The sequence below is a fragment of the Stenotrophomonas sp. STEN022 genome, assembly GCF_056760155.1.
The window spans coordinates 1-13,108 of sequence record NZ_JBRREG010000009.1 but is presented as its reverse complement, the minus strand read 5'-3'; the positions used below and the strand labels follow the sequence as shown (position 1 = coordinate 13,108).

At 60.8% G+C, this 13,108-nt stretch carries 9 protein-coding genes; all 9 read left to right on the top strand.

The window, feature by feature from the left end; all coding sequences use genetic code 11:
- Positions 1-54: 54 nt before the first annotated feature.
- Positions 55-354, top strand: a complete 300-nt coding sequence (locus ACVOMF_RS03485; protein WP_481508034.1) for a YciI family protein — start codon at positions 55-57, stop codon at positions 352-354.
- Positions 351-629 carry a BolA family protein gene (locus ACVOMF_RS03480; protein WP_481508033.1) on the top strand — a complete coding sequence of 93 codons (279 nt, stop codon included), beginning with the start codon at positions 351-353 and terminating at the stop codon, positions 627-629. The genes ACVOMF_RS03485 and ACVOMF_RS03480 overlap by 4 nt, the downstream gene beginning before the upstream one ends.
- A gap of 144 nt (positions 630-773) precedes the next feature.
- Complete coding sequence (locus ACVOMF_RS03475) at positions 774-1,793, top strand: LacI family DNA-binding transcriptional regulator (protein ID WP_481508032.1); 1,020 nt, start codon at positions 774-776, stop codon at positions 1,791-1,793.
- Positions 1,794-1,870: 77 nt separating this feature from the next.
- The gene (locus tag ACVOMF_RS03470; RefSeq protein ID WP_481508031.1) at positions 1,871-4,840 is read left to right on the top strand and encodes a TonB-dependent receptor; all 2,970 of its coding nucleotides are present in this window, start codon (positions 1,871-1,873) and stop codon (positions 4,838-4,840) included.
- A 202-nt stretch (positions 4,841-5,042) separates the two neighbouring features.
- On the top strand, positions 5,043-6,575 hold the full coding sequence (locus tag ACVOMF_RS03465) for a glucoamylase family protein (protein ID WP_481508086.1): 1,533 nt from the start codon (positions 5,043-5,045) through the stop codon (positions 6,573-6,575).
- 13 nt (positions 6,576-6,588) lie between these two features.
- Positions 6,589-7,863, top strand: a complete 1,275-nt coding sequence (locus ACVOMF_RS03460) for a sugar ABC transporter substrate-binding protein (RefSeq protein WP_481508085.1) — start codon at positions 6,589-6,591, stop codon at positions 7,861-7,863.
- On the top strand, positions 7,860-8,741 hold the full coding sequence (locus ACVOMF_RS03455) for a carbohydrate ABC transporter permease (RefSeq protein ID WP_481508030.1): 882 nt from the start codon (positions 7,860-7,862) through the stop codon (positions 8,739-8,741). The genes ACVOMF_RS03460 and ACVOMF_RS03455 overlap by 4 nt, the downstream gene beginning before the upstream one ends.
- On the top strand, positions 8,738-9,589 hold the full coding sequence (locus ACVOMF_RS03450) for a carbohydrate ABC transporter permease (RefSeq protein WP_481508029.1): 852 nt from the start codon (positions 8,738-8,740) through the stop codon (positions 9,587-9,589). The genes ACVOMF_RS03455 and ACVOMF_RS03450 overlap by 4 nt, the downstream gene beginning before the upstream one ends.
- 128 nt (positions 9,590-9,717) lie before the next feature.
- On the top strand, positions 9,718-12,867 hold the full coding sequence (locus ACVOMF_RS03445) for a discoidin domain-containing protein (protein WP_481508084.1): 3,150 nt from the start codon (positions 9,718-9,720) through the stop codon (positions 12,865-12,867).
- Positions 12,868-13,108 lie beyond the last annotated feature (241 nt).

Genomic DNA, 13,108 nt, shown 5'->3' with positions numbered 1-13,108 from the left:
TTGTGACGCTAGACTTGGCATCCTTCCATTCAGCAGACAAGCGGAGAAAGGCCAGTGTGGTACGTAATCGAGGGCTATGACGGAGAGGATGTGCTGGCGGCGCGGTTGCAGGCGCGGGCGGCACACCTGGCGCGGTTGCAGACATTGCTTGACCAGGGGCGACTGCTTTTGGCCGGTCCCTGTCCTGCAGTTGACGCGGAAGACCCGGGTCCGGCTGGTTTCAGTGGCAGCGTGGTGATTGCCAGCTTTGAAGACCTTTCCGCCGCAAGGGCCTGGGCCGATGCCGACCCGTATGTGGCTGCCGGCGTCTATACCCATGTGGACGTGCGTCCATTCCGCAAGGTGCTGCCATGAGCCGGGTCGAGCGGATCCAGGCGGCCCTGCAGGCTGCCTTTGCGCCGCTGCAGTTGGAAGTGAAGGATGACAGCCACCGTCATGCCGGTCATGCCGGTGCCAGCGATGGGCGCGGCCATTTCAAGGTCATGGTGGTCAGCGAGGCCTTCTCCGGCAAGGCGCCGCTTGCCCGCCACCGGGCGGTGTATGCCGCACTCGGCGAGATGATGGAGACGGATATCCATGCCTTGTCGATCAAGGCGCTGACGCCACAGGAGTTGGGCGGGGCTGGCTGAACGGGATGGGGCATTGCCAGGTTCCTGTGGAGACTGTCCAGACAGACGCTGTCCAGGTGGGTCAAATCGAGCTAACGAACTGTTTACAAATGCGATTGAAAACGTTTACAGTCCGACCGACCCTGTACTGCGGTGGGTAGGCCAGTGGCGAAGTCGGCAATAACGATCAAGGATGTTGCCCGTGAGGCGAATGTCTCCGTCGCAACCGTGTCACGCGCCCTCAACGGCCATGACAATGTCGCCGCGCCGGTCCGCAAGCTGGTGCTGGAAGTTGCCAGTCGGCTGCGTTACACCCCGCATGCGGCAGCCCGCAGCCTGAGCAGCCGCAGTACCCAGACAGTCGGTGTGGTACTTCCCGACCTGTACGGCGAGTTTTTCTCCGAGTTGATGCGCGGCATTGACGGTGTGGCCAGCGCCCATCGGCGGCATCTGTTGGTGTCCAGCTATCACGGTGACCAGCAACAGCAAGGTTCGGTGTTGCAGGCCATGCGTGGGCGCGTTGATGGTCTGTTGGTGCTGTCGCCGTATGCAGGCGATTCCGATTTCCTGGTCGACAATCTGCCCCCTGCGCTGCCGACCGTGTTGATCAACACGCCGTTGGCCGAGGCACGCTATCCGGTTTTCAGCATCGATGACCATGCCGGTGCGCTGAGCATGACCCGACACCTGCTTGAAGGCGGGCATCGCCGTATTGCCTTCATCGGCGGCCCGGAACACAACCACGATGCGCAACAACGCCTGCTTGGTTTCCGCGAGGCGATGGCGGCATTCGACGGCAGGGTTGAAGCCATCGAGCTGCCGGGTAATTTTGATGAAGCCTCCGGTCATCAGGCCGGTTTGGCGCTGTTGGCGGGTTCCGAACTGCCTGATGCGGTGTTTGCCGCCAACGACATGATGGCCTTGGGCTGCCTGTATGCGTTCTCGCAGGCAGAGGTGAAAGTGCCCGCGCAGGTGGCATTGGCCGGCTTTGACGACATTCCTTTGGCGCGCTTTGTTCACCCTTCTTTGACGACGATGCAGGTGAGCATCGCCGAGCTGGGCGAGCGGGCGATGCTGCAGCTGGTGCAGATGATCGATAGCGGTGAGGCGCAGGCAACGCCTGCTGTAACGCTGGTTCCAACCTTGGTGGTACGTGACTCAACCACCGCCTGCGACTTCCTTTGACCCGGCGTCAGACCGGGACGCTTGCTCACATACATGTTCTTCACGGCCAGGTGCCGTCGCCTTGGGAGAGGACGAAAATGAACAAAAATGCTCGGAAATTCACACCAACGCGCAAGCTGCTCAGTAGCGCGCTTGTCGGTTGCCTGCTGTTGGGTGCTGCACCCGCGTTCGCGCAAAGCACCAGTGCCACCATTCGTGGTCAAGTGATGGCCGACTCGAGCCCTGCCGCGCAGGCGCAGGTAACGGCGACGAATATCGCTACGGGTCTGAGCCGCAGCGTGCAGAGCACCGGCAGTGGCGCTTATTCCTTGGCCGGCCTTCCGCCGGGTACCTACCGGGTCGACGTGAGTGCTGCAGGCAAGACCAATAGCCAGAACATCACGGTGCAGGTGGGGCAGACCGCAACAGTCAATCTGGGCGTGGGTGGCGTGACGGAAACCGCGGCTGGTGGTGCAACGACCAATCTGGACGCTGTCCAGGTGACTGCAGAGGCACCGGTCGAGACCAAGACCTCGGAGATCGCCACCTATGTGACGCCCAAACAGATCCAGGCGTTGCCGCAGGGCACCCGCAACTTCCTTGCATTTGCGGATACAGCACCGGGTGTTCAGTTCTTGACCGACGCAAGTGGCAACACTCGTGTCCGCTCCGGGGCGCAAAGCGCGAACGCGGTCAATGTGTTCATTGATGGTGTTGGCCAGAAGAACTACGTGACAACCGGCGGTGTGAGTGGACAGGACACCAGTCGTGGTAACCCGTTCCCGCAGTCGGCTATCGGCGAATACAAGGTCATCACCCAGAACTACAAAGCAGAATACGATCAACTCAGCAGTGCCGCGATCGTTGCAGCAACACGATCCGGTACAAACGAGTTCGAAGGCAGCTTTTTCTGGGACCGGACCAGTACGAATTGGCGTTCACGCAGCCGCTTTGAAGAGCGCGAAGGGGCCACCAAGGCGATCAGCAAGGAGGAGCAGTACGGTGTCTCCTTTGGTGGGCCGATCCTCAAGGATGTGGCGCACTTCTTCGTGGCTTATGAGGCCAAGGAATACCTTTCGCCGCGCACTTTCAACCTAGGCCGAGGCTATCAGGCTTCGCAGCTGCCGGCTGACATGCTGGCCGAATATGGAACTGGCACCTACAGCTCGCCGTTCAAGGAAGACCTGTACTTCGGCAAGATTGACTGGACGCTGGGCCAGAACCACTACTTCGAGCTCACCGCGAAGTACCGCGATGAAAGCGAGACAATCCAGGTGCAGGATCAGCGCCTGCCCAGCGCAGCCACCCTCAATACCAACGAAGAAACGCGGGTGGACCTGCGTTATCAGTTCAGTTCCTACAACTGGCTCAACGATGCGCACCTCACCTATGAGGATGCGTTCTGGAGCCCGAAGCCCGCCAGTTTCAGCAATGGCTACTTCCTGAGTGATGGCAATTGGTGGGACACCATCGCCCGCTCTGGCGGCTCGGACAACTACCAGAACAAAGGACAGAAGGGGTGGTCGCTGCAGGATGACCTGACCTTCAGCGGTTGGGAGAACCACACGGTAAAAATGGGTATCAAGTACAAGCAGGTCGATCTGAAGACGCTGGAGCAGAACGCATACAACCCGCAGTTCTACTACGACATCCGCGAGAGCCTGACCAATCCCACGCACGTGGAGTTCGGCGCGCCAGTTGCTGGCTTTGGCAATGGCACCGTGGAATCGAAGAACAAACAGTTCGGTGTCTACATCCAGGACGACTGGGTGGTCAATGAGCACCTCACGGTCAACGTAGGTGTGCGTTGGGACTATGAAAAGACCCCGAGCTACGACGACTATGTGACGCCGGGCGCTGTTGTCTCCGCCCTGCAGGCATCCAATGCGAACCTGCCTGGCTCAGGTATCAACATCAACGACTACATCAGCACCGGTGGCAACCGAAAGGCTGACAAGAACAACTGGGCACCGCGCGTCGGCTTCTCCTACGATCTTTTCGCGGATGAGCGTCACGTTGTATTCGGTGGTGCGGGGCGTTCCTACGACCGCAATCTGTTTGATTACCTGCAGAATGAAGTTTCCAAGGCCAGCTGGGGCAAATACGTCTACAACTTCAATACTGCCCTGCATCCCTGCAATACAGCTACCGACGCCACATGCCGGACCTGGGACCCGCGCTACCTGGATCCGGAATTCCTGCGCGCGTCATCGGTTGCCGGATCGCGTGAAGTATTCCTCAACAACAATGCACTTGAGGTGCCTTACTCGGACCAGTTCAGTCTGGGTATGCGCAACACCTTCACGGTCTTGGGCAATGATTGGAATACCGAGGTTGCCTACTCTTATATCCGCAGCCACGATGGCATCGCGTTCGTGTTGGGCAATCGCCGGGCTGACGGCAGCTTCTTCCCGTCCACTCCGGCCGGTGCAACCGATCCGCCGCCGTGGGGCGCAGGCTTTGCACCGTTCTCGAACCTGATCCTTGCCCAGAACGCGCTTGAGACCAAGAGCAAATCGGTCTACGTGAAGCTTGAGAAGCCGTATACCGAGGCGTCCCGGTGGGGCGTGACCTTGGCCTATACCTATACCGATTCGGAGCAGAACAGTCCGATCGATGGTTGGCCGGGGGCGTTCAACGCGGAAAAGGTCAGTGACTACGGCTGGTTCCCCGGCAAGGTTCCGGAGAATCGTGTGGTCCTGACCGGTATCTGGGATGGCCCGTGGGGTATCACCTTCTCCGGTAAGGGAACCTGGGCGGATGCAACGCCCAGGTACTACCAGAACTGCAATGTCTCAGCATGGGCATTCTGCCATTTTGAGAGCTATACGCCGGACGAGGATTTCAAGCAGATCGATCTCGCGATGGAGAAGGTTTGGGATACCGGCAGTGACATCCGGCTACGCGTTCGTGGTGATTTCTTGAACGTCTTCAACTGGTCCAACTATTCCGGCTACGAAGATTGGCGCGGCGGAGCTGGCGAACCACAGAACCCGGCGTGGGGTCGTCCCAACGCCATTGCATTGCCGACCCGGACCTTCAAGCTCTCGTTTGGTCTGGATTGGTAAGTGCATGGGTCCCGGTCGCCTTGTGCTTGGCGATCGGGACGTTTCCCAAATGCAGTACGCCTTGGCCACGTGAATGTGGTGCTAGGCTTTCAAGATGGATGTCGCCTTGAGCAAGTCACGTACCCCGCAGTTGTTGGCCTGTGTTCTCGCCGGTATCGGGCTGGCGTTGTTGGCGGGCTGTGGCAAGGCGCCGGAGCCGCCGATGCCGAAGGTATTGCCGCAGGTGATCCTGATTGAGGCGGACCTGCCGCCGCGCCCGATGAAGCCGGAACTGCCGCCGTTGTTCGACGACATCGAGCGGCGTACTTTCCAGTTCTTCTGGGATACCACCAACGAACAGAACGGGCTGACGCCGGATCGCTATCCGTCGCGGCCGTTTGCCAGCATCGCTTCGGTGGGTTTTGCGCTGACGTCCTATCCGATCGGTATCGAGAACGGCTGGGTAAGCCGCAACCAGGCGGTGGAGCGCACACTGGTCACGTTGAAGTTCTTCCGTGACCTGCCCAGCGGTCCGCAGCGCACCGGCAAGGGTGCTTACAAGGGCTTTTACTACCACTTCCTCGACATGCAGCAGGGGCGGCGCTATGACAGCTGGGTGGAACTCTCCAGCGTGGATACCGCGTTGCTGTTGATGGGTGTGCTGTTTGCGCAGAGTTATTACGATCGGGACGATCCGCGCGAGAAGGAGATCCGGCAGATTGCCGACACGATCTACAAGCGCACGGACTGGCAGTGGCTGCAACGCAACAAGCCGCTGGTCTCGATGGGTTGGTTCCCGGAGAGCGGTTTCATCCAGCACGACTGGATGGGCTACAACGAAGCGATGATGCTGTACATACTGGCCCTCGGGTCGCCGACGCATCCGGTCGAGCCCGATGCGTGGACGGTGTGGACGCGTACCTATGACAACGATTGGGGCGTGTACCAAGGCCAGGAGTACCTGTCGTTCGGACCGCTGTTTGGCCATCAGTACAGCCATGTCTGGATCGACTTCCGCGATATCCAGGACCCGTATATGCGCGAGCGCGGCATCGACTACTTCCTCAACAGCCGCCGCGCCACCTTGGCGCAACGCGAGTATGCGATTGAGAACCCGATGCAGTGGAAGGACTACAGCGCCAATGTCTGGGGTTTGACCGCAGGCGATGGCCCGCAGAACACCACCCAGGACTACAAGGGCGAACAGCGCCAGTTCCGCCACTACTCGGCACGCGGTGCTGGCCTGCGCGAAAACTTCGATGACGGCACCATCGTGCCTTCGGCCGCGATCTCCTCACTGCCGTTCGCGCCGGAGGTTGTGATTCCGGCCACGGTGGAAATGCACAAACGCTACGGCGATTACCTGTACTCGAGCTACGGCTTCCTGGATTCGTTCAACCCGAGCTTCAGCTACGACATCCCGCTCAAGACCGGTCGTCTGATTCCGGAGCGCGGCTGGGTGGCCAGTGATTACATCGCCATTGATCAAGGCCCGATCCTCGCCGGCATCGCCAACTACCGCGATGAGTTCGTGTGGGAAGTGATGAAGAAGAACCCTTACATCCGCAAAGGCTTGGAGCGGGCGGGGTTTACTGGCGGTTGGTTGGCGCCGGAAGACAGCTTCCAGCCGTTGCAGAAGGACGAGCAGGCGGCATCGGCGCGGGCAGCCGGTATTGCCGAGTCACGCGCTTCAGCTGCAGCAGAGCAGAAGGCAGCCAGCGAGCAGCCGGCAGCACCTGCGGCCAAGAAGCAGTGACGCGCGACCAATGATGCGCGCGTTTGCCATCGTGTTGCTGGTCTTGCTCGCAGGCTGCGCCAAGCCGGAGCAGGGCACTACCTTGCGGTTCTGGGCGATGGGCCGCGAGGCCGAGGTGGTCGGCGAGCTGGTCCGCGAGTTCGAGGCGGAGAACCCGGGCATTCGTGTCGATGTACAGAATATTCCGTGGACCGCAGCGCACGAGAAGTTGTTGACGGCTTATGCGGCTGACGGACTTCCCGATGTCTGTCAGCTGGGCAATACCTGGATCGCCGAGTTCGCCACCTTGCAGTCACTGACGCCGCTGCAGCCACTGGTCGATACGTCCACTGTCATCGATCAGTCCGACTACTTCGCCGGCATCTGGGATACCAATGTCGTCGATGGTCAGTTGGTCGGTATCCCTTGGTATGTAGATACACGTTTACTGTTCTATCGAAAGGATCTGCTGCGTCAGGCTGGGTACTCACAACCACCGAAGACCTGGGCCGAATGGGAGCAGATGAACGCGGCGCTGAAGAAGCTCATGGGCGCGCGTGGTTATCCGGTGCTGATGCCCTTGAACGAGTTCGAGCCGCAGCTGTCGTTCGCGCTGCAGCAGGATGATGCTCTGTTGCGCGATGGCGATACCCGCGGAAACTTCAGCAGCCCCGGTTTCCGCCGCACGCTGGCCTTCTACGACAACATGTTCGAGCAAGGCTGGGCGCCGAAGATGTCCGAGACCCAGATATCCAACGTCTGGGATGAGTTCTTCCGCGGTTTCACCGCGTTCTATCTGTCGGGCCCATGGAATATCCGCGAGTTCCGCCAGCGCCAGCCACCTGGCCTGGAAGGCGAGTGGGGCGCGACGCCACTACCCGGTCCGGATGGTCCGGGTGCAGGTATCGCCGGCGGCACCAGTCTGGTGGTATTTCGTTCCTCGCAGAAAAAAGAGGCGGCGTGGAAGCTGATCGAGTTCCTGTCGCGGCCGGCGATCCAGCAGCGCTTCTACAAGATCATTGGTGACCTGCCGCCGCGCCGTAGTGCCTGGCAGTCGCCAGAGTTGCAGGATGATCCGCTGACCGCCGCATTCGCCGATCAGCTCGAACGCGTCAAACCCACGCCCAAGGTATTGGAGTGGGAGCGCATCGCCCAACAGATGCGGGTGGTGACCGAGCAGGTGGTGCGCGGTGGTTTGCCGCAGGAAAGGGCGGTGGAACAGCTGGATCAGCAGGTGGATGACATCCTCGCCAAGCGCCGTTGGATCGTCGAACAGCAGCCTAGTGCGGCTGCCAAGGCTACGCCATGAAGCGCGGCTCGCTGGCTGGCTGGATCTTCGCCGCACCGGCGCTGATCGTGATCGGCGTGTTCTTCGGTCTACCCGTATTGTCAGCGCTGGCCTTGAGCCTGACCGACTTCGATCTCTATGCCTTGGCTGACCCACACAACCTGCGCTTCGCCGGCCTTGGTAATTACATCGACCTGCTGCAGACGCCGATGTTCTGGAAGTCGCTGGGCAATACCGCCTACTTCGTGGTGGCTGGCGTGCCCTTGTCGATAGGTGTTTCGCTGGGTGCCGCGCTGCTGCTCAACGCCCCGGCCGCGCGCTTCAAGGCGCTGTTCCGCACCGCGTTGTTCGCACCCGTGGTGACCACGCTGGTGGCGGTGGCGGTGATCTGGCGCTATCTGTTCCACACCCGCTACGGGCTGGTGAACTGGGGACTGGGCCAGATCGGGATCAATCCGATCGATTGGCTGGGCGACCCGAACTGGGCAATGCCGACCATCATCGGTTTCGCGGTATGGAAGAACTTTGGCTACAACATGGTGATCTTCCTGGCTGGCCTGCAGGCGATCCCCAAGGACTTGTACGAGGCGGCGCGCATTGATGGCGCCTCGCGCTGGCAGCAGTTCCTGCATATCACCTTGCCGATGCTGGGGCCGGTGCTGCTGGTGGTCGGCGTGATCACCGTGTCCGGCTACTTCCAGTTGTTTGCCGAGCCCTACGTGATGACCCGCGGTGATCCGCTGCAAAGCACGGTGAGCGTGCTGTACTTCATGTTCGAGGAGGGCTTCAAGTGGTGGAACCTTGGCCGCGCCTCGGCCGTGGCCTTCCTGTTGTTCCTGATCATCCTGGCGGTGACCACGCTGATGTTGCGCTTCGGTAAGCGCAGGGAGCTGGTATGAGCCAGATTGGTACGAGCCGCGAGATTGGACAATCGCGTTGGCATGCGTGGTGGGTGAACGGCGGGCTCTTGCTGTTGGCCGTGATCAGCCTGGCGCCGTTGGCGTGGATGCTGTCGGTGTCGTTCATGCCCAGCGGGCAGGCATCGCAGTTTCCGCCGCCGTTGCTGCCGGCGCACACCACGCTTGCCAACTATCAGGCCTTGTTCGCCCGCACCGGCATGGGCAACAACTTCGTCAACAGCTTGCTGGTGTCGATTGCGATTACCCTGGGTTCGTTGCTGTTCAACACCTTGGCCGGTTATGCCTTTGCCAAACTCCGTTTTGTCGGCCGCGAGCGGTTGTTCCAGATGTTGCTGGCCGCGCTGGTGATCCCGGCGCAGGTGGCGATGCTGCCGCTGTTCCTGCTGATGAAGCAGATGGGGTTGGTCAACACGTTTGGTGGCGTGGTGATTCCTGCCTTGGCCAGCGTGTTCGGCATCTTCCTGGTGCGTCAGTACGCGCGCTCGATTCCGGATGAGCTGCTGGAAGCGGCGCGCATCGACGGTGCCAGTGAGGCGCGGATATTCTTCCAGATCGTGTTGCCCATGCTCAAACCGGTGCTGGTGACCTTGGCGATCTTCACCTTCATGGGTGCATGGAGCGATTTCATGTGGCCGTTGATCGTGTTGACTGACCAGGAGCACTACACCTTGCCTGTGGCGCTGGCCAGCTTGTCGCGCGAGCACATCATGGATGTGGAAATGATGATGGCCGGCGCGGTGGTGACGGTACTTCCGGTGCTGTTGCTGTTCCTGGTGCTGCAGCGTTACTACATCCAGGGGCTGCTGCTGGGCAGCGTCAAGGGCTGATTCGCCGTGATCCGCAAGCGGGCTGCGGTGCTGCACTTCCATACGAAACATACCGCCGCGGATGGCGGTGATCTTTGCGAAAATCCAGCAGGTTTTGCTGGTGGTAAATCGGGACTTTGCTGATGAATATGCGTTTTGTGATCGGTCTGCTGAGCTTGTCGCTGGCGTGGGTGCAACCGGCTGGAGCGGCCGTGCTCGCCAAGTTTGACGATATCGGTGCTTGGCAGCTGATCACCTCGCCGCAGGTCAGCGGTTCGCTGCGTCCAGTGGCCGGCAACAGCGGCCGTGCATTGTGCCTGGACTACGATTTCCATGAGGTCTCCGGTTACGTCGGCATCCGTCGCCCGTTGGACGTGAGCTGGCCTGAGAACTACCAGCTGTCCTTCGACCTGCGCGGCGATTCGCCGGCCAACGACCTGCAGTTCAAGCTGGTCGATGCCAGCGGCGACAATGTCTGGTGGGTCAATCGCCCGGGTTTCAACTTCCCGAAAAACTGGACCCGCATCAGCTACCGCAAACGGCATATCGAAAAAGCCTGGGGCCCAGACCAGGACAAGACTCTGCGCCGTAGCGCGGCGGTGGAGTTCACCATCTACAGCAAGGTTGGCGGCCGCGGCACGGTGTGCTTCGACCAGCTGACGCTGCAACCGCTGCCCAAGGAAGACAACTCGGCGCTGAACACCACGGTGATCGCTGATACGGCGACTGCCCTGCAGCAGCGCATCGCCGATGGCAAGCCGGACACATTGTGGATCAGCGGCGGAATCAAGCAGCAGACAGTCAGCCTGGACCTGGGCAAAGTACGCGAGTTCGGCGGTGCAGTCGTGCAATGGGCACCCGGGCTGGAGGCAAGTCGGTACGTGGTGCGTGGGTCCGCCGATGGGCGTGACTGGAAGACGCTGCGTGAAGTCACCAGCGGCAGCGGTGGCAAGGATTGGCTGGCATTGCCGGAAACCGAGGCGCGTTACCTGCGCTTTGATCTGGTCGATGGCCCCAACTGGCGTTATGGCATCCGCGATATCAGTCTCAAGCCCTTGTCGTTTGCCAATACACCGAATGATTTCATCCGTTCTGTTGCGGCCGATCTGCCGCGTGGTTCCTTGCCGCGTGGCTTCAGTGGCGAGCAACCGTACTGGACCATCCTCGGCCTGGACGGCGGTCGCGAGCAGGCGCTGATCAGCGAGGACGGTGCGCTGGAGGCGATGAAAGGCGGCTTCAGCATCGAGCCGTTCGTGGTGCTTGATGGCAAGGTGCTTGGTTGGGCGGAGGTGAAATCCAGCCAGAGCTTGCAGGACGGTTATCTGCCGATGCCGTCGGTGGCCTGGCAGCACGATCAATTCGGTTTGAATGTCACTGGTTTTGTGCAGGGGCGGCCCGAACAGGCACAGCTGGTGGCACGTTATGAGCTGCACAACACCGACAAGGTTACGCACGAGTATCGTTTGGCGCTTGCGGTGCGGCCGTTCCAGGTCAATCCGCCAAGCCAGTTCCTCAATACCGTCGGCGGCGTCAGCCGCATCGACAGTCTGGCCACGCAGGGCGCGCGTATCAGCGTCAACGGCCAGCCGCGGGTCTATGCCACCTCACCGGCTGATGCCAGCTTCGCCAGCAGCTTCGACAGCAAGCTCGATGTCACCCATCTGGCTGACAAGGAGTTGCCGAGCACGCAGGAGGTGCGCGACGCCACCGGCTTGGCTTCGGGTGCCTTGGTCTACAACTGGAAGCTGGAGCCGGGCCAGCGTCGCGAGGTAGTGCTGGTACTGCCACAGACCGGCAATTGGCAGATGCCGGCCAGGTTCGATGCAGACAAAGCGCAGCAACAGGTCGCCACGATGTGGCGGCAAAAGCTCGATCAGCTCAAGTTGCGGGTGCCGGAAGCGGGCCAGCCGCTGGCCAATACCTTGCGCACAGCGCTCGCACATATGCTGATATCGCGGGTCGGGCCGAGCCTGCAACCGGGCACGCGTTCCTATGCACGCAGTTGGATCCGCGACGGCGCGATGATCTCCGAAGGTTTGTTGCGGATGGGACGCGCCGATGCGGTGCGCCAGTATGTTGACTGGTATGCGCCGTATCAATTTGAAAGCGGCATGGTGCCGTGCTGCGTGGATGCGCGTGGCAGCGATCCGGTGCCGGAGAACGACAGCCACGGTGAACTGATCTACACCATCGCCGAATACTGGCGACATACCGGCGACACTGCCTTCCTGCAGCAGATGTGGCCGCATGCGCAGTTGGCATGGAGCTACATGGAGCAGCTGCGCCTGAGCGAACGCACGGAGGAGAATCGTGCGCGCAATGCCGGCTTCTACGGAATGATGCCGGCCTCGATCAGCCATGAAGGCTATTCGGCCAAGCCGGTGCATTCGTACTGGGACAACTTCTGGGCGTTGCGCGGTTACAAGGACGCAGCCGATATGGCGACGGCCTTGGGCTTGGAAACCGAAGCGCTGACCATGGCCGCATCACGTGACCAGTTCCGCCAGGACCTGGATGAATCACTGCGCGCGGCGATGGCTGCGCACAAGATCGACTATCTGCCGGGCTCTGTGGAGTTGGGTGACTTCGATGCCACCTCGACCACGATTGCCTTGGCGCCGGGTGGCGAGCAGGGCAGGTTGCCGCAGCCGGCCTTGGACAATACCTTCGAGCGCTATTGGCAGCACTTCGTCGAGCGCCGCGACGGCAAGCGTAAATGGAAGGACTACACGCCTTACGAGTGGCGCAACGTAAGCGCCTTCGTGCGCCTGGGTTGGCGTGCGCGGGCCTGGGAGGCCACCGAGTTTTTCTTCAAGGACCGTGCGCCGCCGGCATGGAATCAATGGGCCGAAGTGGTGTCATCGACGCCGCGGCAACCGTTCTTTGTCGGCGATCTGCCGCATGCCTGGGTGGCGTCCGACTTCGTGCGTTCGGCCTTGGATATGTTCGCCTATGAGCGCGATGTGGACGGGCCGATCGTCTTGGCTGCTGGTGTACCGAATGCGTGGCTGACCGGCAGGGGCATCGCCATCGAGGATTTGAATACCTCGCACGGGATGTTGAGTTACTCGCTGCAGCGCAGTGACAAGCAGTTGACCTTGCAGGTATCCGAAGGACTGCGTTTGCCGGCAGCGGGACTGTTGCTGCAATGGCCATATGAGGGCACGCCGGGAGAGGCGACCATCAATGGCGAACCGGCACAATGGCTGGGCAATGAGCTGCACATCGGCAGCTTGCCGGCGAAGGTCGAAATCGAGATTCCCGCCGAGCTACGTCGCAGCGAGCGCAGCAAGCGTTGAGGAATAAAAACTGCGCCTCGAATACCGAGGCGCAGGCCAGTCGACGAGAGGGAGAGGAAGAACTTCCGTCGGATCTGAGAAAACAAATGCACCAGCCTCTCTTTGCCCGGCTGTAGTGCCTAGCCATGCTCGGCAGGAGCTTTCCCGGTGAATGCATGTAGGAGCGGCGTCAGCCGCGAAGCTGATGATGCATACGGGCCACGCATCGCAAGTACCGACACCCGCACCGAAGCTTTGGGGA